23 protein-coding genes are annotated in these 24,300 nt (G+C 62.8%); 8 read left to right on the top strand and 15 right to left on the bottom strand.

Annotated elements, in window-relative coordinates:
* The first annotated feature begins 47 nt into the window (after nucleotides 1–47).
* Genes ACWTU8_RS14130 through ACWTU8_RS14120 form a run of 3 tightly spaced genes read left to right on the top strand, consistent with a single transcriptional unit; the run spans nucleotide 48 to nucleotide 1,164 of the window.
* On the top strand, nucleotides 48–635 hold the full coding sequence (locus ACWTU8_RS14130) for a cysteine desulfurase family protein (protein WP_455848647.1): 588 nt from the start codon (nucleotides 48–50) through the stop codon (nucleotides 633–635).
* Complete coding sequence (locus ACWTU8_RS14125; protein WP_455849057.1) at nucleotides 521–952, top strand: aminotransferase class V-fold PLP-dependent enzyme; 432 nt, start codon at nucleotides 521–523, stop codon at nucleotides 950–952. Before ACWTU8_RS14130 ends, ACWTU8_RS14125 begins: the two co-directional genes overlap by 115 nt.
* Complete coding sequence (locus ACWTU8_RS14120; protein ID WP_455848646.1) at nucleotides 949–1,164, top strand: hypothetical protein; 216 nt, start codon at nucleotides 949–951, stop codon at nucleotides 1,162–1,164. Before ACWTU8_RS14125 ends, ACWTU8_RS14120 begins: the two co-directional genes overlap by 4 nt.
* Here ACWTU8_RS14120 and secDF read toward each other — a convergent pair.
* The 4 genes from secDF to ACWTU8_RS14100 all read right to left on the bottom strand — a co-directional run bounded on the left by secDF (nucleotide 1,159) and on the right by ACWTU8_RS14100 (nucleotide 6,230).
* Complete coding sequence (secDF, locus tag ACWTU8_RS14115; RefSeq protein ID WP_455848645.1) at nucleotides 1,159–3,714, bottom strand: protein translocase subunit SecDF; 2,556 nt, start codon at nucleotides 3,712–3,714, stop codon at nucleotides 1,159–1,161. The genes ACWTU8_RS14120 and secDF overlap by 6 nt on opposite strands.
* Nucleotides 3,715–3,856: 142 nt before the next feature.
* Nucleotides 3,857–4,219, bottom strand: a complete 363-nt coding sequence (locus ACWTU8_RS14110) for a hypothetical protein (RefSeq protein ID WP_455848644.1) — start codon at nucleotides 4,217–4,219, stop codon at nucleotides 3,857–3,859.
* Nucleotides 4,220–4,677: 458 nt separating this feature from the next.
* Complete coding sequence (locus tag ACWTU8_RS14105; protein ID WP_455848643.1) at nucleotides 4,678–5,052, bottom strand: hypothetical protein; 375 nt, start codon at nucleotides 5,050–5,052, stop codon at nucleotides 4,678–4,680.
* Between the two features lie 176 nt (nucleotides 5,053–5,228).
* Nucleotides 5,229–6,230: an NAD(P)-dependent oxidoreductase gene (locus tag ACWTU8_RS14100; protein ID WP_455848642.1), complete on the bottom strand. Its 1,002-nt coding sequence runs from the start codon at nucleotides 6,228–6,230 to the stop codon at nucleotides 5,229–5,231.
* Here ACWTU8_RS14100 and ACWTU8_RS14095 point away from each other — a divergent pair.
* Nucleotides 6,229–6,552: a winged helix-turn-helix transcriptional regulator gene (locus ACWTU8_RS14095; RefSeq protein WP_455848641.1), complete on the top strand. Its 324-nt coding sequence runs from the start codon at nucleotides 6,229–6,231 to the stop codon at nucleotides 6,550–6,552. The two genes, ACWTU8_RS14100 and ACWTU8_RS14095, sit on opposite strands and share 2 nt — an antisense overlap.
* 31 nt (nucleotides 6,553–6,583) lie before the next feature.
* Here the strand turns inward: ACWTU8_RS14095 and ACWTU8_RS14090 are convergent, their stop codons facing one another.
* Together ACWTU8_RS14090 and ACWTU8_RS14085 are read right to left on the bottom strand one after the other, a co-directional pair.
* Complete coding sequence (locus ACWTU8_RS14090; protein WP_455848640.1) at nucleotides 6,584–7,516, bottom strand: polysaccharide deacetylase family protein; 933 nt, start codon at nucleotides 7,514–7,516, stop codon at nucleotides 6,584–6,586.
* A 281-nt stretch (nucleotides 7,517–7,797) separates the two neighbouring features.
* Nucleotides 7,798–8,937, bottom strand: a complete 1,140-nt coding sequence (locus ACWTU8_RS14085) for a LacI family DNA-binding transcriptional regulator (RefSeq protein ID WP_455848639.1) — start codon at nucleotides 8,935–8,937, stop codon at nucleotides 7,798–7,800.
* A 606-nt stretch (nucleotides 8,938–9,543) separates the two neighbouring features.
* Here ACWTU8_RS14085 and ACWTU8_RS14080 point away from each other — a divergent pair.
* The 3 genes from ACWTU8_RS14080 (at nucleotide 9,544) to ACWTU8_RS14070 (ending at nucleotide 13,253) form a co-directional block, all read left to right on the top strand.
* Nucleotides 9,544–10,506, top strand: a complete 963-nt coding sequence (locus ACWTU8_RS14080) for a sugar-binding protein (RefSeq protein WP_029347363.1) — start codon at nucleotides 9,544–9,546, stop codon at nucleotides 10,504–10,506.
* 122 nt (nucleotides 10,507–10,628) lie between these two features.
* Nucleotides 10,629–12,173, top strand: coding sequence for a sugar ABC transporter ATP-binding protein (locus ACWTU8_RS14075; protein WP_455838717.1), 1,545 nt, complete (start codon nucleotides 10,629–10,631; stop codon nucleotides 12,171–12,173).
* 84 nt (nucleotides 12,174–12,257) lie between these two features.
* Complete coding sequence (locus ACWTU8_RS14070) at nucleotides 12,258–13,253, top strand: ABC transporter permease (protein ID WP_455848638.1); 996 nt, start codon at nucleotides 12,258–12,260, stop codon at nucleotides 13,251–13,253.
* Nucleotides 13,254–13,300: 47 nt separating this feature from the next.
* Here ACWTU8_RS14070 and phnN read toward each other — a convergent pair whose 3' ends face one another.
* From phnN to ACWTU8_RS14025, 9 genes are all read right to left on the bottom strand, one after another.
* The gene (gene phnN / locus ACWTU8_RS14065; RefSeq protein ID WP_455848637.1) at nucleotides 13,301–13,930 is read right to left on the bottom strand and encodes a phosphonate metabolism protein/1,5-bisphosphokinase (PRPP-forming) PhnN; all 630 of its coding nucleotides are present in this window, start codon (nucleotides 13,928–13,930) and stop codon (nucleotides 13,301–13,303) included.
* Nucleotides 13,927–15,066, bottom strand: a complete 1,140-nt coding sequence (locus ACWTU8_RS14060; RefSeq protein ID WP_029347370.1) for an alpha-D-ribose 1-methylphosphonate 5-triphosphate diphosphatase — start codon at nucleotides 15,064–15,066, stop codon at nucleotides 13,927–13,929. The genes phnN and ACWTU8_RS14060 overlap by 4 nt, the downstream gene beginning before the upstream one ends.
* A gap of 81 nt (nucleotides 15,067–15,147) precedes the next feature.
* Nucleotides 15,148–15,855 carry a DUF1045 domain-containing protein gene (locus ACWTU8_RS14055; protein ID WP_455848636.1) on the bottom strand — a complete coding sequence of 236 codons (708 nt, stop codon included), beginning with the start codon at nucleotides 15,853–15,855 and terminating at the stop codon, nucleotides 15,148–15,150.
* A gap of 150 nt (nucleotides 15,856–16,005) precedes the next feature.
* Entirely contained in the window at nucleotides 16,006–16,818 is an 813-nt protein-coding gene (gene iolB / locus ACWTU8_RS14050; RefSeq protein ID WP_455848635.1) for a 5-deoxy-glucuronate isomerase, read from the bottom strand.
* Between the two features lie 6 nt (nucleotides 16,819–16,824).
* Nucleotides 16,825–17,043 carry a DUF3329 domain-containing protein gene (locus tag ACWTU8_RS14045; protein ID WP_455848634.1) on the bottom strand — a complete coding sequence of 73 codons (219 nt, stop codon included), beginning with the start codon at nucleotides 17,041–17,043 and terminating at the stop codon, nucleotides 16,825–16,827.
* 47 nt (nucleotides 17,044–17,090) lie between these two features.
* Complete coding sequence (gene iolE, locus ACWTU8_RS14040; protein WP_455848633.1) at nucleotides 17,091–18,008, bottom strand: myo-inosose-2 dehydratase; 918 nt, start codon at nucleotides 18,006–18,008, stop codon at nucleotides 17,091–17,093.
* A gap of 152 nt (nucleotides 18,009–18,160) precedes the next feature.
* Nucleotides 18,161–20,011 carry a 3D-(3,5/4)-trihydroxycyclohexane-1,2-dione acylhydrolase (decyclizing) gene (gene iolD, locus ACWTU8_RS14035; RefSeq protein WP_455848632.1) on the bottom strand — a complete coding sequence of 617 codons (1,851 nt, stop codon included), beginning with the start codon at nucleotides 20,009–20,011 and terminating at the stop codon, nucleotides 18,161–18,163.
* 35 nt (nucleotides 20,012–20,046) lie between these two features.
* Nucleotides 20,047–21,981: a bifunctional 5-dehydro-2-deoxygluconokinase/5-dehydro-2-deoxyphosphogluconate aldolase gene (locus tag ACWTU8_RS14030; RefSeq protein WP_455848631.1), complete on the bottom strand. Its 1,935-nt coding sequence runs from the start codon at nucleotides 21,979–21,981 to the stop codon at nucleotides 20,047–20,049.
* 130 nt (nucleotides 21,982–22,111) lie between these two features.
* On the bottom strand, nucleotides 22,112–22,957 hold the full coding sequence (locus ACWTU8_RS14025) for a MurR/RpiR family transcriptional regulator (protein ID WP_036267530.1): 846 nt from the start codon (nucleotides 22,955–22,957) through the stop codon (nucleotides 22,112–22,114).
* Between the two features lie 154 nt (nucleotides 22,958–23,111).
* Between ACWTU8_RS14025 and ACWTU8_RS14020 the strand changes: the two genes are divergently transcribed.
* The gene (locus tag ACWTU8_RS14020; RefSeq protein WP_455848630.1) at nucleotides 23,112–24,221 is read left to right on the top strand and encodes a Gfo/Idh/MocA family protein; all 1,110 of its coding nucleotides are present in this window, start codon (nucleotides 23,112–23,114) and stop codon (nucleotides 24,219–24,221) included.
* Nucleotides 24,222–24,300 lie beyond the last annotated feature (79 nt).

The raw sequence follows: 24,300 nt of genomic DNA, 5'->3' as shown, positions 1-24,300 counted from the left end.
CGGAAAGGTGCGGGTATACCGACAAGCCGCGAACGAGGCTCCTGGGCATGACATCGATCTATCTCGACTACAACGCCAGCACGCCGATCGATCCTTCGGTCACGGCTGCCATGCGGCCATATCTGGATGAGGCTTTCGGCAATCCGTCGAGCGGCCATTGGGCGAGCATGCCGGCGAAGGCTGCACTGGAGAAGGCCCGCAGCCAGGTTGCGGCGCTGCTCGACTGCGCACCCGACGAGATCGTGTTCACAAGTGGCGGCAGCGAGGCCAACAACCTGGCGATCAAGGGCACGTTCTTCGCGCTGAGGCACAAGGGCGAGCACATCGTCACCACCACGGTCGAGCATCCGGCCATTCTCGCCCCTTGCCGGTTCCTCGAGCAGCTCGGCGCGGCAGTAACCTATGTGCCGGTCGACAGCACGGGCCGGGTCGATCCCGAGGACGTGCGTCGTGCCGTCACGCCGCGCACCATCCTGATCAGCGTCATGCACGCCAACATGAGGTTGGCACGATCCAGCCGATCGAGGAGATCGGTGCTATTGCGCGGGAGCATGGGGTCCGATTTCACACCGACGCAGCGCAGTCGGTCGGCAAGATTGCAACCAAGGTCGACACGCTTGGCGTCGATTTGCTGACCATCGCCGGCCACAAGCTTTACGCGCCGAAGGGTGTCGGTGCGCTCTATGTCCGAGGCGGGCTCGGGCTCGAGCCGCTGATCCACGGCGCCGGGCACGAACATGGCCGGCGTGCTGGCACTGAGAGCGCTCTGCTCGCGGTCGGCCTCGGCGCTGCCTGTGCGCTCGCCGGCGACCTGGAGCCGATGGCGCGCGTCCGCGTGCTGCGCGATCGCTTTTGGGACGCGCTGCAGGAGAGTTTCGGCGACCGTGTCGCACTCAACGGGCACCCTCAGCACCGCCTTCCAACACGCTCAGCGTTTCGTTCGTCGGCATGATCGGTGCCGAGGTGCTTTCGCGTCTCGAGGGCGTCGCGGCGTCGACCGGTTCGGCCTGTCATGCCGGCCGGGTCGAGCTCTCCCCAGTGCTCACGGCCATGGGCGTGCCCGAGAAGATCGGCATGGGCGCCGTTCGCTTCAGTCTCGGTCGAGCCACGACCGGCGCCGAAATCGACGCCATCGTGGATCGGCTTCGAGCCGTCACGTCATAAGGCTTGTCGCGCCGGCGGCTCTTTCGCCGCTGCGGCTTCCTCTGGACTGAGGGCACCCGGCCGGAGCTTGAACAGGATCAGGAGCGGCCCAGCGACGAAGATGGAGGAATAGGTGCCGGCGAGGATGCCGAAGATCATCGCGACCGTGAAGGACTGGATGACTTCGCCGCCCCAGATCGAAAGCGCCGCCAGCGCGAACAGCGTGGTCACGCCGGTCAGGACCGTTCGCGCCAGCGTCTGGTTCATCGACAGGTCGAGCAGCTCGGCAATCGGCATCCTTTTATAGCGGCGCAGGTTCTCGCGGACCCGGTCATAGACAACAACCGTATCGTTGATGGAGTAGCCGACAATGGTCAGGATCGCGGCTATCGAGGTCAAATTGAACTCTATGCCGGCGACGACATAGAAGCCGATCATCAGGATCACGTCGTGGAACGTCGAAATGATGGCGCCGAGCCCGAACTGCCACTCGAACCTGATCCAGATGTAGACGAGCATCGCCAGCAGTGAGGCGAGCACGCCCATTGTGCCGTTGAACGCGAGTTCTGAGGAAACCGTCGGACCGACAACCTCGATGCGGCGGAACTCGTAGTCGGTTTCGAGTGCGCTTCTTACTTTTTCCACGGCGGATTGTTCGGCAATGTCGCCGCCTCCCTGGGTGCCGATGCGGATCAGCACGTCACGGGTCGAGCCGAACTCCTGCACCTGCACCTCACCCAGTTCGAGGCCCGTCAGCCGCTGACGGATGTCGCCGATGTCGGCCTGCTGACCCTTCGCCTGCACCTCGATGCTCGAACCGCCGCGGAAGTCGATGCCGTAGTTCATGCCGACCGTGAAGAACAGCACGGCCGAAGCGATCGACAACAGAAAGGACAGCGTGAAGGCGTATTTTCGGAATGCCATGAACGGCACGCGCGTGTCGTCGGGCACCAGCCGCATGACACCGCTGGGCATGTTTTTCGGGCGCTGCCGGCGAAGCCAGAACGCGACCAGCCAGCGCGTCAGCGTGAACGCCGTGAACACGGTGGTGACGATGCCGATGGCGAGGGTGACGGCAAACCCCTTGATCGGCCCTGAGCCGAGGAAGAACAGGATGACGGCGGCGATCAGCGTCGTCACATTGGCATCGACGACGGTCGCCAGCGCCTGTTTGAACCCGGAATCCATCGACTGCACGATCGAGCGCCCTTGGCGGTTCTCTTCGCGGACGCGCTCGAAGATGATGACGTTGGAATCGACCGCCATGCCCATCGTCAGCACGATGCCGGCGATGCCAGGCAGCGTCAGCGTTGCCCCGAGCACGGATAGGACGGCGATGATCAGTGCGACGTTGGCCAGGAGCGCGATATTCGCGATCAGTCCCAGTCGCCCATAGGCGAACAGCATGAAGCCGACGACGAGGAACAAGGCGATGATCGACGCGAACTGGCCCGCCTGGATCGAATCGCTGCCGAGGCTCGGACCGACGGTGCGTTCCTCGACGATGGTGAGGTCGGCAGGCAGTGCGCCGGCGCGCAGCAGGACCGCAAGGTCGTTCGCGCTCTCCACCGTGAAACTGCCGGATATCTGTCCAGTGCCGCCCAGGATTGGTTCGCGGATCTGAGGCGCGGAGATCACCTCGTTGTCGAGGATGATGGCGAACAGGCGCCCGACATTGGCCTGAGTAGCCTGACCGAAGCGGGTGGCGCCGCGGCTGTCGAAGCGAAACGAGACCACCGGCTCGCTGGTGCGCTGGTCGAAGGTTGCCTGCGCGTCGACGAGGCTTTCGCCGGAGACGATGATCCGGTTCTCGATCAGATGCGGAACCCGCGGCTCGTCCGTCGAATACAACACCGTCGAGCCCGCCGGCGGGCGGGCGGAGATCGCCTCCTCGACCGGAATCGACTGGTCCACCATCTGGAAGGTCAGCTTCGCCGTCTGTCCGAGGATATCCTTCAGCCGCTGCGGATCCTGCAGGCCCGGCACCTGGACCATGATGCGGTCCGATCCCTGGCGCTGGATGATCGGCTCGGTTGTGCCGAGCTCGTTGACGCGCCGACCCACCACCTCGATCGATTGTGTCAGCGCCGCGGCGATCCGGTGGTCGACCCCGGCTTCGGTCAGCGTAAAGCGCAGCAGGCCCGGTTCCGGCTCGGCCATCTCCATCTCGGTCACCGAGCCGCTCATGAAAAGGCCGGTCGAGATCGGCTGCGTCAATCTTTCGAGCGCGGCCTTCGCAGCTTCGATCTGGCCTTGGTCGCGAATGCGGACCTGGATGGAATTGGCGGTGCCGGTAAGCCCGGTATAGCCGATCTGGGCATCGCGCAGCGATGTGCGGACCTCGTCGCGTGCCGCTTCGAGGCGTTCGTTGGCGAGGTCCTGCCGATCGATCTGGAGCAGGATGTGCGAGCCGCCCTGCAGGTCGAGGCCCAGCGTCAGCTGCCGCTTTGGCAGCCAATTCGGCAGCGATGCCAGGGTGGAGGCGGGAACCAGGTTTGGAGCTGCGTACAGGATACCGGCCAGGACCGTCAGCCAGATGAGAATGGTCTTCCAGCGCGAAAAATGCAGCATGTTCTTGTCCGTTCAGCCCATATCGGGCGCAAACCGCCTCCGACAAGAGCTTTGGCGTTCCGATCGGCGAGCAACTCGACGAGAGCCCGGGAACGCGATGTGAAAGTTTTGGGAGTCGGCGGCCGCGGTCGCCAGGCCAGGATCATGCCGGGAGAAACGGAGGCGCGCGCGCATCAAAGGCGCGGATCGGCGACAGTTTCGGCCGGTCCTCAGACCCTATACCAAACGGTGCGGCTGACGCGGTTTCGAGCGGCAGGCGCAAATCCGGGATAATGCAAAAGGGCTTGCCGTTTCCCGCAATGGCAGGCGTTCCCGTCTTGAAACGGGAAGTCTCAGCTGCAACACGGCGCGCAATGTCGCGGACAAGGATGGTCGCGACCGGTTTGGACGCAGCGAGCCTCATTTGCTCTTTAGCTACATCATGTCCGACCTGGTCGGCTGTTGCCGCAGGAATGGTCCAGACCAAAAAGAGCAACGACGCGAGCAGCCGCAGACCAGCGCTCACGCTGAGCAGAACGCCGGGCCTAGCCCGTCTTCGGCCGCTTCGTCTCATCTCATCGGTATGGCTCTCATACACTGCGATTGATACGCTTTCGCCTTCTTTGCCTCAGTAAGCGGCAGGCCGCACTCTTGTCTAACTACAGCACTTGCATTGCGAATTGAAGCGCACCTTTCACGGACTCAAAGGTCAAGTGTTGGCCGATGCGCTTCCTTTCCGACGAGGAGCACAAAGGAGGCGGCCGCTCCAGAGCACCACCTTCTCGATGTAGCTTGATGCCTCGAACAGGGCTCATCTGCCTAGCTTCCCTGGCTTTCTCGGGGAACGTTCAGGCTGCGCGCCGGGATGCGGCCTAACGTGCCCACGGCCGACATTCCAGCCAGACCATTTTGGAGACGCTCATGGCCGACACCTGGTGGCGCACGGGCTGGCACGCGCCGGTCGATCGGCTTGATAGCGAAGGCTTATGACACCGAGGATCTCACCAACGGCCCAAAAAAGCCGATGATGCGTGTTATTCGCTTCTGGCCAGCGTCGAGGAAGGCTATGTCCAAACCCCCAGGGAAGGACGATCCATCAGCCATCGCAAACTTCCACGCAAAGCGTGCGATCCCATGATGAACATCCACGTCACTTGTCCGTAAGATGCGGGCACCGGGATGCTTGGCCAGAACTCTTGCGATGTGCGCGAGCAGTTCTTCCGCGCCAGTCGCATGGACTGCAGGATCCGTGTATGTCGCGCCATCGCTCCAGATCGGTAACAGCAACGCCCGCCGCCGCTCGGCGCTCTCATCGGACCAAGCAGCACAATACGAATCGATGAGAAGCGTCAAAGGCATTCTATTCCCCTATGTAGATCACGGGTCTGACTCGGCTCACACTCGCCTTCTTCGTTGCCGCAACCAGCTCATCGTTAAAGGCCCGCTGGCTGACGACAAGGCGCCTAAGGCCGAAAACTGCATAGTGAAAATCCGCTCAGCCAGTCACCCTTCCCGCAATCCAGGTCGGAGAGATCTCATCTGGATTTTCCCAGAAATTGCGATAACGCTGCAAAATCATCATGTAGGTGGCCAGCTGCAATCGCCCGTTGGAAGATCGCGTCGTAACCGTCCACCACAGAGCGGTCGATCTTGCGCGCATCCATCAGCTCCAGGAGATGCTGGAATGCGCCGTAATGCGGGGAGATCGACGAGAGCGTCTCGTCGTCGCTGGCAAACCGGCCAGCATCCGTTCGCTTGATCAGGTCGGCGACAAGCCCGTCAATAACAGGCGCTATTGCGGTCCACTGCCGTCCCAACTCGCCGAGGTCGATCTCTTCGGCCTGACACACGGCGATCGCATGCAGCGTTCCAAACAGCGCGCCCCACATGAGCGCAAGCAGCGCGCTATCAAGTGCGTTCGCACGTCCCGGTTCTTCTCCGACATGCTGGACATTGCCGCCCAACGCACGAAACATCTCCTCGTTCGCGTCGAAAGCCTGCCTTGGCCCCGAGATCAGTATCGTCCCGGCATCTGTCCCAATGAAATCCGGCGTGGCCATGATCGCGCCATCGAGATAGCTGGCTCCGTGCGCAGCAAACCATTCAGCGGCTTCGCGTGCGCCATGCGGCGTTCCCGAAGTGAGTTCCACGATCAACTTGCCGCGAATGGCTGAAGCAACAGCATCGTCGCGCAGAACTGCGCTTGCCTGGTAGTCGCTTACGTTCACGATGATAATCTCAGCCGCATTGAGGGCTTCCAGGACGGACCCTGCGACAGTGGCGCCGAGCGCGGCCAGCGGTTCGGCCTTTTGTTTTGTCCTGTTCCAGACCGTCGTCCGATACCCCGACCGGAGCAGGGCGCGGGCGAGCGCTGATCCCATACGACCCGTCCCCACAACGCTGATTGAAAGCTTCATTACAACACTCCATACCAATAGGTGCCAATTTTCGTCACGGGCAGAGGTATGTTGGAGTGAGTGGCGCGCACAATACGCACCTGGAGGTAAGTGGTTACCCAACGGTAAGGAGAATATCATGAATGAGCCGACGGGCAATTGCGGCTTCGCAACCGCGATCAAGGCGATCGAAGGGAAGTGGAAAGTGGATATTCTTTGTGAACTTGGAACGGCGTCTCGCAGGTTCGGCCGATTGAGGCAGTCTATTCCGGCGATCAGTGAAAAGATGCTGACGCAGCAATTACGCGAACTGGAGGCTGACGGGCTTGTGAACCGAGAAGTCTATCCGGGATCGCCGACCAAGGTCGTCTATTCGCTGACGGAAAGCGGAGCGGCGCTCAATGCTGGAGCAGAGGCGCTGTGCCGTTGGGGTGAGCAATTCCCTTCCCGTATCGATGCTTAAGGATGCCGTTCCATGCGAGTTGGACGTTGGCTCATCGCGCTTCGCCCTCGGCCGGAAACAGCGACAGCCAATACCGGGCGATATCGTTGCGGCGCATGAAGACGGCCTCCGGCCTGGACAGAACCGTCTCGATTATGCCTTCCAATGCCGCAGCCCGGTTGGGCTGGCCGGTCCATCGCGCATGGACGGCTATCGTCATCATGCGCCCACCTTCTTCCCTGGCTTCCCTGATCAGGAAGTCCAGATAGGCTGCAACGTTGTCGACGAAGTCCTTGGGCGTCACATAGCCGGGGCTGACCAGATAGCGGCTGTCGTTCAAGGTCTTGGAATAGGGAATGATCAGAAGGCGCCTGTTATGTGCCGGCACGAAATAGGGCAGGTCGTCGTTGCACGGATCCGAATCGTACAGGAAGCCGCCTTCCTCGATCAGGAGGTCGCGGGTGTTGACGCTGGGAAAGGAACGGCTGTTCCAGCCGATCGGGCGCTCGCCGAGCAGCTCGATGAACAGCGCAACGGCGCGCTGCAGATGGTCGCGCTCCTCGTCACGGCTCAGGGTCCATTGTTCGGTCCAGCGCAGGCCATGGCCGAGCAGATCGTAACCCGATTGGCGCAGCCATGCCGTCACCTCCGGGTTGCGCCGCAGCGCCTCGGCACAGCTCGAGATCGTGGCGTGGACGCCGTGTCGCTCGAGCAGTCTGGCGATGCGCCAGATGCCGACGCGGCTGCCATACTCGAAATGCGTTTCGGTGCCGAGATCGCGGATGCCGGCCGGCGCCGACAACGGATATTCGCCCCAGCCATCGGTATGGTCGTCGCCCTCGAACAGCGAATATTCCGACCCCTCCTCGTAGCAGACCACGAGATTGACTGCGACCAGACGTCCGTCCGGCCAGATGATCTGCGGCGGCCGCCGGCCGTAACCGACGAAATCGCGCGGCGGGCCATGGCGATGCTGGAGCTTCATGGCAGTATAACTCCTGGCGGGTTGCCGATCCGGGTCAGCGAGGAAATCGGGCTCGAAGGCCGGCGCGGAACGGCGAACCAGATCAGATTTACCCTTGGATCCAGGATTTCGCCACAACCAGACTGCAGCAAACCGTATGTCAATCCGCAGAACTCGGGATACAAGAATCCCGATCCACCATGCCAGGCGACAATGTCGGGGCCATCGCCCTTTGCGGGGGCGCCTGTCTGGTTTGGAGCTGCATCAGTACGGCGTTTGCATTGACGGAAGTCAGGAGGTGCTCAGCTGGCTGTCAGTCCGTGTGTGCGCCCAGGCGCCACAGCACTGACCGATTCCCGCTCGACCAGCGGGCATTCAAGCTTGGTGATGGGATAGCGGCCGCGGCCGGGCGGTGCAGGAACTTCCAATTGCTCGATCGCCCATTGCCCCATCGCCATATGCGGCAGGATCGACGTCGTCAATGGCGGGAACAGATGCCGGGCGATTTCCTCGTCGTCATAGCCGATCACCGAAATATCCCCGGGGATGTGCAGGCCGGCTTCCTTCAACGCTTCGTAGCAGCCGATCGCGGTGCGGTCGTTCTGGCAGAAGATTGCGGTCGGCCGATCCTTGAGTGCCAGAAGCTTGACTGTCGCGGCGTAGCCGGCGCTCGCCGACCAGTCGCCCTCGACCACCAGCTCTACATCGAACGGGATGTCGGCCGTCGCCAGTGCCCGGCGGTAGCCCTTCAGCCGATCCTGCGCCGCCTGCATCCATGGCTCGCCGGTGATGGTTGCGATGCGGCGGTGGCCATGGCTGATCAAGTGGCGGGTGGAACTCTGCCCGCCGGCGATTTCGCTCGGCACCACGGCGGGAAAGGCGTAGTCGGCGGTATAGCAATTGAGCAGGATGACCGGGATATCGAGGCCGTAGAGATAGTCGGGCGCGGTGATCTCGCGCGTAAAGATGGTCATGTAGATCAGCGCCGAAATACCCCGCTTGGTCAGTGCCGCAATCGCGCGCGGCTCCATGACGGTATCACCCAAAGTCTGCGCGACCAGCACGACATTGCCGGCATTCCACGAGGCCTGGCGCGCTCCTTCGATGGCGACGACCGCTTCGGGACTGGTCGCCAGTTGATCGACCGCGAAGCCGATCACCCCGTCCAGCCCCTCGAACGAGGCGATAGGGCTGCGAAGAGCAGAGAAGGCTGGTGGCGCATAGCCGAGGCCCCGCGCGGCCCCGATCACCCGTTCGCGGGTCTGTTGCGAGAGCCTTATGCCCGGCGTGTTGTTGAGGACGAACGAAACCGTTGCCTGCGAGCAGCCGGCGGCCCTGGCGATATCGGTCATGGTAACGCGACCCTTGGGGTTCTTGGCCGATGGCTTTCGGCGCCGGGCGGCTTCAAGGGGAGGATCGCGCAGATCCGTCGGTTCGCTCATGGCATTGTGTTCCAAGTTCCCGGCTTGTCTAACCAGAGGTCGTCCTGGATGTCATAAAGACGGCAGGACGTCCGACGACGTTTCGCGTTTATAAACGAGCACTCGATTAATCATTATTATCATTCTGGTAACCGAATGGCTAGCAGTGCGGGAGAGCAATACGCGGTCCTGAAAGATCGATTTCTCGGAATTGGGCCCAACCCAAGGCCATTGGACGGCTTAACGGAAGCCTCCCTTCTCACACGGCAGGCAGCCATTCGCCGGCGGCACCGGAGGTTTCCAACCAGAGACTAATACTATTTACTAATAGGCGTGAGCATTCTAATGTCAATTTGTCATGCCCGGCTCGGGACCGAACGGGCCATGGCGGCAAGCAAGCGTGCTGCGCGGTATCGGTGGCACTCAGGCGCAGAGCAACGCCGCGCAATTACTGAAATGTCAGACAAATCCGACTATTTACGAACTGCCAATGAGTCTCTAGAGTTCAAATCGCGGCTGGAATGGTACCGTTCTTTCGCTGCCATCACCCCTTGAGGAGGGGGCGTCCAAGCCGCATTCGACAAGTTCAGATCAGCGAAAATGACTGAATCAAATGGGAGGTTGAACATGAAATCTGCGATACGAAATGCGTCCATCGCCGCCGCGGCCTTGGCCCTCGGTCTGTCCATCACTGCAATTGCCCGTGCCCAGGATAAACCGACGCTGGCCTTCGTCGTCAACGGCGCCTCCGATTTCTGGAAGGCGGCCGAAGCCGGTGTCAAGAAGGCGCAGGCCGAACTGCCCGGCTACAATCTGGAGCTCAAATATCCGGAGCAGTCGTCGGTTGCCATTCAGCAGCGGCTGATGGACGATCTGGTGACGGCCGGCGTCAAGGCCATCATGGTATCGGCCGTCGATCCCAAGACCTCGACCGACGGGCTCAACAAGATCGCCTCGGAGACGGCGCTGTTCACCACCGACAGCGACGCGCCGCAGACCAAGCGTATCGCCTATATCGGCTCATCCAACATCGATGCCGGCAAACAGGCGGCCGAGATCGCCAAAAAGGCGATGCCCGACGGCGGCAAATGCCTCGGCTTCGTCGGCTTGCTCGGCGCCGATAATGCCAAGGAGCGCATCGAGGGCATGAAGGAAGGGCTCGCCGGCACCAAGATCGAGCTGATCGACGTGCGTGGCGACGACATAGACCAGGCCCGCGCCAAGAAGAACGTCGAGGACGCGCTGGTCGCCAGCCCCGACGTCACCTGCATGGTCGGCTTCTATTCCTACAACACGCCGCGCATCTATGAAGCGCTGCGCGACGCCGGCAAGCTCGGCCAGATCACGGTTGTCGGCTTCGACGACGATCCGATCACGCTGGGCGGCGTCAAGGAAGGCACCGTTGCCGCCACCGTGGTGCAGCAGCCCTTCGAATGGGCCTACCAGGGCATGAAGCTGATGGCCGCCTATCTCGAGGGCGACAAATCGGGCATTCCGGAGAACGGCTTGATCATCATCCCGACCAAGATCATCGGCAAGGACGACGTCGACGCCTATGCCGCCAATCTGAAGGCAATGTCCGGCAATTAGGACGAAAGCAGTTGCGCCGGCTCGAGGTTCGCTTCGGGTCGGCGGCTCGCATTGACGAACCCTGCGGGGGTCGTCAGTCTGCAGATGTGGCTAGAACGGCCCACCAACTGCTGTCAGGCGTGATGAATTATTCCGACGCATCCATCGGCGTATCCACGACTGCCCCGTTCCTCAGTCTCGAGGGCGTGCGCAAGACCTATCCCGGCGTGGTCGCGCTGGATGGATTTTCGATGGAGGTCAGGCCTGGCGAGGTCATCGGCCTCGTCGGCGAAAACGGCGCCGGCAAGTCGACGCTGATGAAGATCCTCGGCGGCGTGACCACCCCCGACACCGGCACGATCACCGTCGACGGCGTCGCCCATGATAGGCTGACCGTCGAAGCCAGCATCGGTTCCGGCATTGCCTTCGTTCATCAGGAACTCAACCTGTTCGAAAACCTGGACGTTGCCGCCAACATCTTTTTCGGCCGCGAGCCGTTGCGCGCCGGTCCGCTCAGGCTGGTCGACCGCGCCAGGCTGCGCACGCTGGCGGCGCCGCTGCTCAAACGCGTGGGCGCCAATTTCTCGGCCGATACGCCGGTATCGACGCTGTCGCTTGCCCAGCAGCAGATGGTCGAAATCGCTAAGGCGCTGTCGATCGAGGCAAGGCTGGTGATCCTCGACGAACCGACATCGAGCCTGCCCCTTGCCGAAACCGACAAACTGCTCGATGTCATCAGAGCGCTGAAGGCTGAGGGGATCAGCGTCATCTTCATCTCGCACCGTCTTCACGAGGTCGAGCGGGTCGCCGATCGCGTCGTCGTGCTGAGGGACGGCAAGCTTGCCGGCACGCTGCCGAAGAGCGCCGTCAACCACGACCAGATGGTCAAGCTGATGATCGGCCGCATGCTGAAGCAGCGGGAGAAGGCCGCAGAATCGGCGCGCCCGCCCGGCACTGTCGCACTGTCGGCCAAGGCCATTCGCACCAGCGCCTATCCAGACCGGCCGGTCGATCTCGGCGTCAGGCAAGGCGAAATCCTAGGGCTGGCGGGCTTAGTCGGCTCTGGCCGCACGGAGCTGGCGCGCGTGCTTTTCGGCATTGAGACGAGCCTTGGCGGCGCGCTCCAGCTTGATGGAAAAGACCTGGTTCTCGGTTCGGCCGCCGACGCTGTTGCCAACGGGATCTTCCTCGTCCCGGAAGACCGCAAGCTGACCGGCATCCTGCTCGATCTGTCGATTGCCCAGAATATTTCGCTTCCCAATCTGCCGGCGCATGCCCGGCGGTTCCTGGTTTCTGCCGGCGCCGAAGCCGTCACCGCCGAGAAGCAGAAACGCAATCTCGGCATCAAGGCACCGTCGGTGGCGACGCGCACCGGCACGCTCTCAGGCGGCAACCAGCAAAAGGTCGTGCTGGCCAAGTGGCTTGCGATGAACCCCAAGGTGATGATCCTCGACGAGCCGACACGCGGCATCGACATCGGCGCCAAGGCCGAAATCTACGGGCTGATGCGCGCACTGGCCGATGCCGGTGTCGCCGTGCTGATGATCTCCAGCGACATGGAGGAGGTGATTGGCGTCTCTGACCGCATCGCTGTCATGCATGAGGGCCAGATCTCAGGCATTCTCGACAAGGAACAGTTCAGCCAGGAAAACGTGCTGCTGCTGGCCGTGGGCAAGCAGCCGAGATAGTTTTTTGTTTTGGTGCAGGTTCTGGTCGCAAAACCGTAGAACACTTTTGCGGAGCCTGCCTAGGCAGGGATTGGGGAGAAGACGATGAGCAAGAAAGATCTCGGCCTGCTGATCCTGATCCTTGTGGTGGGAGCGGTGGTGGCGATCATCAATCCGCGCTTTCTGCTGCCGATCAACCTCGCCAACACGTCGAACCTGATCGGCCTGTTCGGCATCCTGGCTATCGGCCAGGCCTTCGTCATCATCACCGGCGGCATCGAATTGTCGGTCGGCTCCGTGGTTGCGCTGCTCGGCGTCCTGTTCGTCGATTTCATCGCCACGCGCGACATGGCATGGCCGGTCGCGCTGCCGCTGATCCTCGTGCTTGGCGGCATGATCGGGCTGGCACATGGCTGGCTGATCACGCGGCTCAAATTGCAGCCTTTCGTGGTGACGCTGTGCGGCCTCTTGATCTATCGCGGCGTCGCGCGGTTCTACACAGCCGACGGCACCGCGGGTTTTGCTTTCGGACAGAACTTTCCGGAGCTCGAGTTCCTGACCGCGGGGCGATCCTATGGCGTGCCGAACAGCTTCATAGCGCTGATCGTCATCGCCATCGTGATGTGGGTGGTGCTGCATCGTTCGGTGTTCGGCCGCTATCTCTACGCCATCGGCAAGAATGAGGAGGCGGCGAAATATTCCGGGATACGCACCGGCCGCGTTGTCATGGCGGCCTATGTCATCTGCGGTGTGCTGACGGCGCTGTCGGCGATCTACTTCGCCATGTACACGCGCTCGATCTCGCCGGCGAGCCACGGCCAGTTCTACGAACTCTATGCCATTGCCGCGGCAGTGCTCGGCGGCTTCTCGCTGCGCGGCGGCGAAGGCTCGCTGATCGGCGTCATCCTCGGCACGGTTCTGCTGCAGGAACTCCAAAACCTCGTCAACCTGCTCGGCATCCCCTCCTCGCTCAACTTCGCGGTGATGGGCGGGGTGATCCTCATCGGCGTGCTGGTCGATCAGCAATGGGGCGTGTATCGGGAGCGGCGGCTGATGCTCGAGGCGACGCGCAAGGGCATGGCTGGTGCGTCAGCGGAATAGCGGCTCCCTCTCCCTTCTCCCACAAGGGGAGAAGGGAAGACGCAGCCTTAAATTAAGCCCGACATGTCGGAGAATGCCATGGCCTTGCGCAGCACATCGGCAAAGCGCTCGCCGGCCGCCTCACGCGGGCCGCTATTGTCGATCGAGGTGACGCCTGGCCCGGACAACGACACATTGGCGCTGCGCGCCAGGCGCGCCAGCACTTCGCCGCGCGACTCGCGGCCGCGCATCGCCAGTCGCTCGGCCAGGATTTCCGGCGATGCGGTGATCTCGACGACAGCCAGATTGGCATAGCGATCGCGCAGCGCCGGGATGATGGCGCGGGAGACATTGGCAATTGCGACGCGGCCATTGGCCACCGACCAGTCGACTTCAGCCGGGATGCCGTAACGCAGGCCATGCGCCTCCCAGGAGATGGCGAAGGCGCCGTCCGCTTCCGCCTCGACAAAGGCCGCGTCGGCGAGCGTGTCGTGGTCCTCGCTCGTCGTGTCGCTCGGTCGGGTGATGACCCGGCGCACGAACTCCAGCCGGTTCTCGTCGGCAAACAGTGCCCGGGCATAGCCGATCACCGTATCCTTGCCGGCGCCGCTCGGCCCCACGACGGCGACGAAAACGCCGTCGCGGATCGGAAACGCAGCGGCGGACAATTCACGCTCGATCGACGCTGACACCATCACGCGACCCGCCGTCCCTGCCGCCAGACCGTGCGGACCACCGGGACGTGATCGTCGAGACGGACGCGAACCAGGTCGGCGCGCCGGCCCTGCTCGATGACGCCACGGTCGGCGAGGCCGACCGCCTCGGCCGGGTTCTTCGAAACCATGGCCACCGCCTGAGGCAGGGAAATGCCGCCGACTACGTCGCCGAGGAAAAAGGCCGACTGGATCAGGCTAAAGGGAATGTAGTCGGACGACAATATGTCGAGCAAGCCTTCGCCGGCGAGCGTGCGGGCCGAAACATTACCCGAATGCGAAGCACCGCGCATGACGTTCGGCGCGCCCATCAGCACCCCGAGCCCTGCCCCCTTCGAAGCTTTTGCGGCCTCCTTGGTGGTCGGGAACTCGGCGACGCGGACACCCTGTTCGATCGCCTCGTCGACATGGCCTGTCGTGGCGTCGTCATGGCTGGCCAGCACGATGCCGCGCTGATGGCAGGCGGCAGCGATGAAGGCGCGGTTCGGCCCCGAATTCGTCGCCGACTCCGCCATCCGCTTCTCGCAAAATTGCTGGAATTCGCGATCCGTCAGCTTCAGCTTGCGCTGGTAGTAGTAGGCATAGGTTTCCAAGTCGACGAACTGGCGCTGTCCCGGCGCATGGTCCATCAGCGACGCCAGCTTGATCCTGTCATCGCCATCGAAGTGGGCGAAGGCGGCGAGGCAATCCGGCGCCGAAACCTCGCAGCGCAGATGGATGAAATGGTCGGCCCGCAGCCGGTCCTGCTGGACGCTGTCCTCGATCGCATCGGCCAGCTTGCGCATGTCGGCCGAATTCATGTCGGCGTCGTCGTCCATGCCGACGCGCAAGGCGTCGAGCACGGTGGTGATGCCGGCGGTCGCCACCTGCGCGTCATGGGCGAGAACGGCGGCGATCGGGTTCCAGCGCACCTTCGGCCGCGGCGCGTAGTGGCCTTCGAGGTGGTCGGTATGAAGCTCGACCAGCCCGGGAATGATGAAATCGCCGCCCATGTCTTCGCCGGTCCGGCCGGCGCCGGCATCGATCCCGGCGATCAAGCCGTCGCGCAGCACGATCGAGCCTTCGACGATCTCGTCGGCAAGCACGATGCGGGCATTGTTGAGAACGGTCTCGGCGGTCATTTCAGGCAATCCTTGGAGCATTTTTGCAGCCACTTGAAACCGATTGGCGTCGCAAAAAGGCGGTTAAAACAAATAGTCATCTCAGGCAGTTCTTCTGGCCGGGCGGCGCCCGAGCGCGTGATGGGAAAGCACCATGAACGGGGCGCCAGGTTCAGTTTCGACAAACAGGGTCAGTGCGTCCACCGGCACCGGCCGTTGCAAGACCTGCGCAAACAGGCTGTCGATTGCTGCGCGAAGACGGGGGCTTTCATGTGACGAGGCACGGCCGGATAGCGTCATATGGAACCGGAAGGTCTCGAAGACATAGGGATAGCCCCACTGGCAGAGATTGCGGAATTCATCCGGCTTCAGCGAATCAGGGCTGCGCCGTTCGATCTCAGCTTCGGTCAGCGGCGCGCGAAAACGGTCGAAGTCGCGCACAACGTCGTCGGCGAAGCGGTTGAGCGCCGGCAGCGGTCCTTCCGGCACCAGCGCGAAGAAGCCGTCGATCTGGCTGACGACCAGCCGTGGGATGGTTACCACCGGCGTCGCCAAGACAAAATCGTCGAGCGCCGCGCGAAGCGCGGCTTCCGTTTCGTTCGAAGCCAGCCGGAAGGGCGCCTTCAGCGTCGCATGAAAACCGTAGCGGCGCGCCGAAGCGGTGTGAAAGGCGACTTCCGCCGCCGACAGCTCGCCCACCGCCTCGACCGGCCTCGTGGCGGCGCCGAACGGGTCGCGGCCGAGCCAATTGGCGGCGATCCGCGCCAGCGGTTCGTCCTGCCGGGGAGTGAAATAGATGGCGTAGCGCATCGAAAGTCCTCGTCAACTCCCGCTGCCATAGGCGATTTGCATGACGAAATGACGAAGCTGATGATCGCCCTGATAACAAAGTTGTTCAGGCGGGTCATTAGCCGACGATTTTTTCGCCTTGGACCAGTTGCCGACCGGAAGGGAGCGCGATCAGGCCTTCATCAGCCATTCGTGCTCGGGCGCGTTGTGAAATTTCCACGTCCGCTTCGGCCCCGCCATGACGTTGAGGTAGTACAGGTCATAGCCATGGCAGGCGGCGCAAGGATGATAGCCCTTGGGCACCAGCACGACATCGCCGTCCTCGATCGCCATCGTCTCATCGAGCGATCGAGCGCCAGTCCGGTCGGCATCGGTGTAGACGCGCTGAAAGGCAAAGCCCTGCGGCGGGTTGAGGCGGTGGTAGTAGGTCTCCTCGAGATAGGACTCGGCCGGCAGATTGTCCTGGTCATGCTTGTGCGGCGGATAGCTCGAGGTGTGGCCGCCCGGCGTGATGACCTCGACCACCAGCAATGAGTCGGCCGGCTTGCCCTCCGGCAGGATGTTGGTGACATAGCGCGTGTTGGTGCCCTTGCCGCGAACCTCCTGGCCGAGATCCTTCGGCGCAATGACGCGGACCGGCAGGCCGCCGCCAAGCCCCGGCGCCGAGCAGACCGCGAGTTCGAGATCGGTGTCTGATGTCACCGACCAATCAGAGCCCTGCGGCACATAGACAGACCACGGCTTGCCCTCGAAGGGCGACATGCGTTCGCCGAGCAGGCCGAGATCCTTGCCGCCGGCCTCCGCCTTGCCCTTGCCGGTGACGAATACCAGGCAGACTTCGCGATCCGCTGTTTGCCCGGAGGCTGCTTCGCCTGGCCGCAATCGATGCAGATCGAAACCGACATAGGTCCAGCCGGCGCTTTGCGGCGTCACATGGGCGACGCGGCCATGGCCCTTATCGGCTTTGACGAGCAGTTTCGACATCTGGGGTCATTCCTTCGGTTCGGTGTCAGCCGTGTCCTTGCCTACGTCGGCCGGCTTGTAGAGATAGAAGAACTGCCAGACGGCATAGCCGGCGAAGCCGAGCGCGATCATGCCCCAGAACGGCGCGCCGGTGGCAAACTCGACCACGGCCCAGCCCAGGCAGACCGCTACGATGGCAACGCGTCGCCACAAGGGCCGGAAGAACGGATGCTCGGAGTCCTTCATCGGATCAGCCCCCGCATCGGATCAGCCCTTCGCCGGGAATACTGCATTCAAGCATTGGGGAAGCCCTGTGTTTCAACGGTGTAACCGGCAGCCGTCATCACCCGCATCAATTCCTTGTAGCCGACTTGCGCCATCTTGAACGGCGGATTCGTCTTCGGGTCCTGCTCGGCCTCGACGACGAACCAGCCTTCATAGCCGTAGTTCGCCAGCCTTTCCACGATGAGGCCAAAATTCAGCGAACCGTCTCCCGGCACCGTGAAGGCGCCGAGCGCCACGGCGTCTAGGAAGGAATGCTTCTGGCGGTCGAGTTTCTCGATCACCTCCATGCGTATGTCTTTCACATGCACATGGTTGATGCGCCGGTGATGCTTGTCGATGGCGCGCAGCACGTCACCGCCGGCAAAGGCCAGGTGACCGGCATCGAGCAGCAAGGGGATGCCTTCTCCCGAAAAGCGCATGAAGGCATCAAGCTCCGGCTCCGTCTCGACCACCGCCGCCATATGATGGTGGTAGGAGAGCGGCATGCCTTGCTCGGCGCACCATTCCCCGAACTGCGTGAGGCGCTTCGCATAGGCTTTCATCTCGTCGTCCGAAAGCCTGGGCTTGGTGGCGAGCGGCTTCGAGCGGTCGCCCTGGATGGAGCGGCCGACCTCGCCGTAGACGATGCAAGGCGCGTTCACCGCCCTGAACAGATCGATCATCGGCTGGATGCGATCCTTATTCCCCGCCATGTCTTCGTCGACCAGCGTACCGGAGAACCAGCCACCGCAAAGCGTGACGTCGGCCTCTTTCAGGATCGGCAGCATGATCTCCGGGTCACTGGGAAAACGGCGGCCCATTTCCATGCCGGTGAAACCTGCCGAACGCGACTGGCGCAAGCACTCCTCCAGCGAGACGTCATCGCTGAGTTCCGCAAGATCGTCGTTCCACCATGCAATGGGGGACATGCCCAGTTTGGCTTTCAAGTCGTCACTCCAATGTCAGTTCGCGTCCACCCTCCCCCTTGTGGGGAGGGGTCGCTGCGAAGCAGCGGGGTGGGGTGCGGCGCCCGACCCCCACCCGGACCTTCGGTCCGACCTCCCCACAAGGAGGAGATAGGGGCTCGGCAGCGCCGACATCAATCTCCAATCTTCTGCATCTGCCGCTTTTCATCATAGGCTCTGCGCGCCGCATTCACTTGCGGCCGTGTCGAGACTTCCGGCACGGCAACGTCCCACCAGCTTCCACCGGCTTCGGTCGAAACCAGCGGATCGGTGTCGATGACCAGCACTGTGGTCCTTGTATTCTTCTTCGCTTGCGCCAGCGCCGTTTCCAGCCCGGCGACCGACGAAACCTTCTCGGCGATGGCGCCGAGGCTTACCGCATGCGCCGCGAAGTCGATGTCGGGCAATATCTCGTGGCGTGCGTCCTTCAGCAGATTGTTGAAGTTGGCACCGCCGGTCGCCATCTGCAGCCGGTTGATGCAGCCATAGCCTCTGTTATCGAGCAGCACGATGGTCAGCTTGAGGCCGAGCATGACCGAGGTCGCGATCTCGGAATTGAGCATCAGATAGGAGCCGTCGCCGATCATCACGACGACCTCCTCGTCGGGCTTCGCCATTTTGACGCCGAGCCCGCCAGCGATCTCGTAGCCCATGGTCGAGAAGCCGTATTCGGCGTGGTAGGAGCCGGGCGCGCCCGCCTGCCAGAGCTTGTGTAACTCGCCGGGCAGGCCGCCGGCGGCATGAAGCAATATCACGCCGGAGCCCATGGCGCGCTGCACGGCGCCGATCACTTGCGCGTCGGACGGGTAGGCGGCATTGGTCGACGCCGTCACCTTGTCTGCATCGGCCTGCCAGTCCTTCTTGCCCCTGGCCGCATTGTCGGTCCAGGCAGCCGGCGCCTTCCAGCCGTTCAGCGCCGCGTCAAGCTCGGCGAGCCCTTCCGCCGCATCGGCGACCAGCGGCAGCGCCTGGTGTTTTCCCGCATCGAAAGGCTGGACGTTCAGGCCGATGATGGTCTTGCCGGAATTCTTGAACAGCGCCCACGAGCCGGTGGTGAAATCCTGCAGCCTGGTGCCGACGGCAAGCACGACGTCGGCTTCGTCAGCCAGCCGGTTGGCCGCCGAAGTGCCGGTGACGCCGACCGCCGCCATGTTGAGCGGATGATCGTCCGGCAGCGAGGATTTACCGCCCTGCGTCTCGCAGACCGGGATGCCGGCGCCTTGCACCAGCTTCGCCAATTCGCCGGAAGCCTGCGAATAAAGCACGCCGCCGCCGGCAATCACTAACGGCTTTCTTGCCGCCTTCAGCGCCGCCACCGCGGCCGCCAATTCCCTACGGTCCGGACGCGGTCGGCGCTGGGTCCAGACCCGTTCGGCAAAGAAGCTCTCGGGGTAATCATAGGCCTCGGCCTGCACATCCTGGCAGAGCGCCAAGGTCACCGGCCCACATTCGGCCGGATCGGTCAGCACCTGCATGGCGCGATTGAGCGCCGGGATGATCTGCTCGGGCCGGGTGATGCGGTCGAAATAGCGCGACACGGGCTTAAAGCAGTCATTGACCGTCGCCGTGCCGTCGGAGAAATCCTCGGCCTGCTGCAGGACAGGGTCGGGGATGCGATTGGCGAAGACGTCGCCGGGCAGAAACAGGACAGGCAACCTGTTTACATGCGCAAGTGCTGCCGCCGTCACCATGTTGAGCGCGCCGGGGCCGATCGAACTTGTCGTGGCCATGAAGCGGCGACGGAAATTGGCCTTGGCGTAGGCGATCGCCGCATGCGCCATCGCCTGTTCGTTGTGGGCGCGGAAGGTCGGCAATTCGTCACGCACCTGGTAGAGCGCCTCGCCGACACCGGCGACATTGCCATGGCCGAAGATCGCCCAGACGCCGCCGAAGATCGGCAATTTTTTGCCGTCGATCTCGGTCATCTGGCGGGCAAGAAAGCGGGTCAGCGCCTGCGCCATCGTCAGGCGGATTGTCTTGGTCATCTTGTTTTCCTCCGCAGTCCTAATGCCGCGCCTTCTTATGCTGCTTTGCGGCCGCGCGCGGCAAGCCATGCCTCGGTTAGTCTCTCGAAGCGCGACGCCATGTCGGCCACTGCCTCGTCGTCCGACATCTTGCCCGCAAGCCACTGTTCGGCCGCGTTGATGAAGATGGTTCGTCCGACGGCGAAGCCCTTGACGATGGGCGCTTTGGCGGTGGCAGCGAAGGCCGCTTCCAGCTCGTCCTGCGGCGCTTCGAGGCCGAGTAGCACGACCCCACGGCACCACGGATCGTTCTTCAGGATCACCGCCTCGATCTTTGCCCAAGCCCCGGCCGAAGCCTGCGGTTCGAGCTTCCACCAGTCGGGCTTGATATCGAGCGCATAGAGTTCCTCCAGCGCGCGCTGGATCGTCGTGTCGTTGAGCTCGCCGTGCTTGCCGGCGATGATCTCGATGAGAAGTTCTCTTCCCACTTTCCGCGCGGCCTCGAACAGGCTTTTGAGCTTCTGCTGCTGCTCGGTCTTCAGCGGCTCCGGGTCGTCGGGGTGATAGAAGCACAGGCACTTGATGCAATGGTCGACCGGCCACTCGATCAATTGCGAGCCGATGTCCTGCGAGAATTCAAAACGAAGCGGCCGCGATCCCGGCAGCTCGACCGGCCGGCCGAGCCAGGCGAAGGAATGGCGGGCAAATTCGAACATCGCCTCGCGGCCGTATTTCTCGTCGAGCAGCATGCCGTAGCCGGCGCGGCCGGCGGCAACCTTTGCCGCCGCCTTGACCGTCAGCACCTTGAAATCATGGATGCGCGACGGATCGGCGCCGGCTTTCGCGGCGACATCGTCAAGCTGGATACGGTGGTCGCAGGCCAGCGCCATCAGCGAGGGAATGACGCGCCGGCGCGTCGTCGCCCAATGGATATGGTTGATCGCCTCGTGCTTGCGCAACGCCAGATGCCTGCTGCCGTTCTTCAGGAAGAACTGCAATTCCTCGAAGGTCGGGTATTCCGGCGCGCAGAGCAGCCGCGACACGGCGAAGGCGCCGCAGGCATTGGCCCAGGTCGCCGCCGTCGCTAGGCTTTCCTCGCCGAGCCAGCCGCGCAGGAAGCCCGACATGAAGGCATCGCCGGCGCCGAGCACATTATAGACCTCGATCGGAAAACCCTTGCCGACAATGCCGTCTTCGAGATCGTCGCTGATCGGCCCGTCATAGACGATGCAGCCCATGGCGCCGCGCTTCAGCACGATAGTGGCCTTGGACAGCGAGCGGATCATCTTCAACGCGCTGAGGCAATCGTCAGTGCCGGAGGCGATCATGATCTCTTCTTCGGTGCCGACGATCAGGTCGCAGTCGGGCAGCACCGTCTTCAGCCGGGCGGAGACCCGGTCGGATTTCACGTAGCGCTCGAACCCTTCGGCATGGCCGGCAAGGCCCCAGAGATTGGGGCGGTAGTCGATGTCGAACACCACCTTGCCGCCCTTGGCCTTGATGGCGCGGATCGCCTTGCGCTGGGCGGCATCGCTGTTGGGCCGCGAAAAATGCGTGCCGGTGACGACGATGGCGCGCGCCGAGGCGATGAACGCTTCGTCGATGTCCTCCTCCGCCAGCGCCATGTCGGCACAGTCGCTGCGATAGAAGATCATCGGCGAGACGCCTTCGTCCTCGACCGACAGCAGCACCAGCGCGGTCAGCCGGTCCGGGTCGGTCTTGAGGCCGTCGACCGAAACCCCTTCGCGCGTCAGCTGCTCGCGGATGAAGCGGCCCATCTGCTCGTCGCCGACGCGAGTGAGCAGCGCCGAGCGCAGGCCGAGCCTCGCCGTGCCGACCGAAATGTTGGCCGGACAGCCGCCGACCGACTTGGCAAAGGAGGTGATGTCCTCCAAGCGCGAGCCGATCTGCTGGCCATAGAGATCGACCGAGGCGCGGCCAATGGTGATGACGTCGAGCGGCGCATGTTTCGCGTCCATGGCTTCGCCCATTCGAACCTCCCATCAGCCTTGTTGTCTTGGGGTACACGCGCGAGCGGCAGCGTGGCGCCAGTAATATGAAATAATAATTCCAATCCATAGTCAATATGGAACGCGCATTCCTTCGCTGAAAAGTAGCCTGTCAGGCCTTGCGCTTGCGGCCAGCGTCGCGCCGCTTCTCGCCAACCGCAACGGTCAGCGCCATGGCCAGCGCCATCGTCGCCGACAACGAGCGGAAGCCGGCGAAATCGGCCTCAGCGACCTCAAACCAGACCTTGGCGAACTGGGCGAGCGGCGAAAAGGAACTGTCTGTGATCGCCACGATCGGAACGCCTTGCTCGGAAATGACGCGCGCCTCGTCGATGGCCGCCGGGGCATAGGGTGAGAAACTGATGGCGATGACGGCATCCCTGGGCGAGGCAAAGCTGATCATCTCGGCGTTGAGGCCGGCGGCCGATTCGATCAGCTGGTTGCGGATCTTGAGCTTGCCCAGCGCATAGGCGATGTAGGAGGCGACCGGATACGAGCGGCGCTTGGCCAGCACATAGATGGTTTCCGCCTTTGCCAGCAAGGCGATCGCATCTTCGAAATGGTCTTCGTTCAACCTGCCTGAAATATCGTTGAGCGAGGTGCTCGCCGCGGCGACGAAGCCGTCGAAAATCGCCCGGTGACCGGCGCCTTCCTCGGCTTTGGCGCGCAATGCCGCCAGCCTTTCGTCATAGGACGAATTGCGCTCACGCAGGCGCTCGCGAAATACCAGCTGCAGACTGGTGAAGCCGTCGAAGCCGAGCTGCTGGGCGAAGCGGATCAGGGTCGAAGGCTGGACGCCGGCGGAGGCGGCGATGCTGGCGGCCGTGCCGAAGGCAATATCGTCGGGATTGTCGAGCGCATAGGCAGCGATCTGCGCGATACGCTTGGGCAGGCTGTGGCGCCGTTCCAGGATCGTCGTCCGCAGCGTCTCGAAATCGCGGGGCACCCGTTCGTCCATCGTCGCTCCGCCCAGGCTCATCAGTCGATGCCGTGTGTGCCCCATCATAGCGAGCCTGTGCAAGAAGGCCATAAAAAATGAGGCATGCGTTCCATTTCTGGATAAAATGGACTAATTCATCCACACAATCTTTCTGGCGACGGAGACAAGGGAAATGGTCGGAGTCGGTCTTATCGGCACGGGTTTCATGGGCAAGTGTCACGCCATCGCCTGGAACGCGGTCGGCACCGTCTTTCCCGACGTGGCCAAGCCAAGGCTGGTCCATCTCGGCGAGGTCAGTGAGGATCTTGCCAAACGTCGTGCCAGCGAATTCGGCTTCGCCAGGGCCTCCGGCGACTGGCGTGGCGTCGTCGATGATCCGGATGTCGATATCGTCTCGCTGACCACGCCCAACCAGTTCCACCCGGAAATGGCCATCGCCATCCTCGAAGCCGGCAAGCATCTGTGGTGCGAAAAGCCGATGGCGCCGAGTTTTGCCGAGGCGCAAGCCATGGCGGCGGCGGCGCAAAAGTCCGGCAAGGTGGCCGCTCTCGGCTACAACTACATCCAGAACCCGGCCATCCGCCATATCGGTGCGCTGCTCGACGAGAAAATCATCGGCGAGGTCAACCATCTGCGCGTCGAGATGGATGAGGATTTCATGGCCGACCCGGAGGCGCTGTTCTTCTGGAAGCACGAGGCGGCGTCCGGTTACGGCGCGCTCGACGATTTCGCCGTGCATCCGCTGTCGCTGGTCGCCGTGCTGTTCGGCCGCGTCGCCCGCGTGATGTGCGATATGGCAAAACCCTATGCCGATCGCCGCGTTGCGTTGGGCGGGCGCCGCGCGGTCGAGACCTACGACATCGCCAACGTGCTGATGCATCTCGAAAACGGCATTGCCGGCACGCTGCTGGTCAATCGTTCGGCCTGGGGCCGCAAGGGCCGGATCGCCATCCAGATCTTCGGCTCGAAGGGCTCGATCCTGTACGACCAGGAGCGGATGAACGAGTTCCAACTCTACCTCACATCAGACCGGCCGACCGAGCAAGGCTATCGCACTATCCTGGTGGCGCCGCATCACAAGCCCTACGACGCCTTCCTGCCGGCACCCGGCCACGGTCTCGGCTTCAACGACCTCAAGATCATCGAATGCCGGGAACTTTTGGCGCGTCTTGCCGGCAAGCCGGCGCGCATCATCGATTTCGACGAAGGACTCGAAATCGAGCGCACCGTGCATGCCATGGCGCGCTCGTTCGAGGAAAAGCGCTGGGTGGATGTGAGGTAGCGCCGGTGTTGGCTCCCCTTCTCCCCCTAGTGGGAGAAGGTCGCCGAGCGAAGCTCGGTCGGATGAGGGGTGTTGGACG

The organism is Mesorhizobium sp. BHbdii, assembly GCF_053848045.1.
This window is presented reverse-complemented; position numbering and strand designations above follow the sequence as displayed.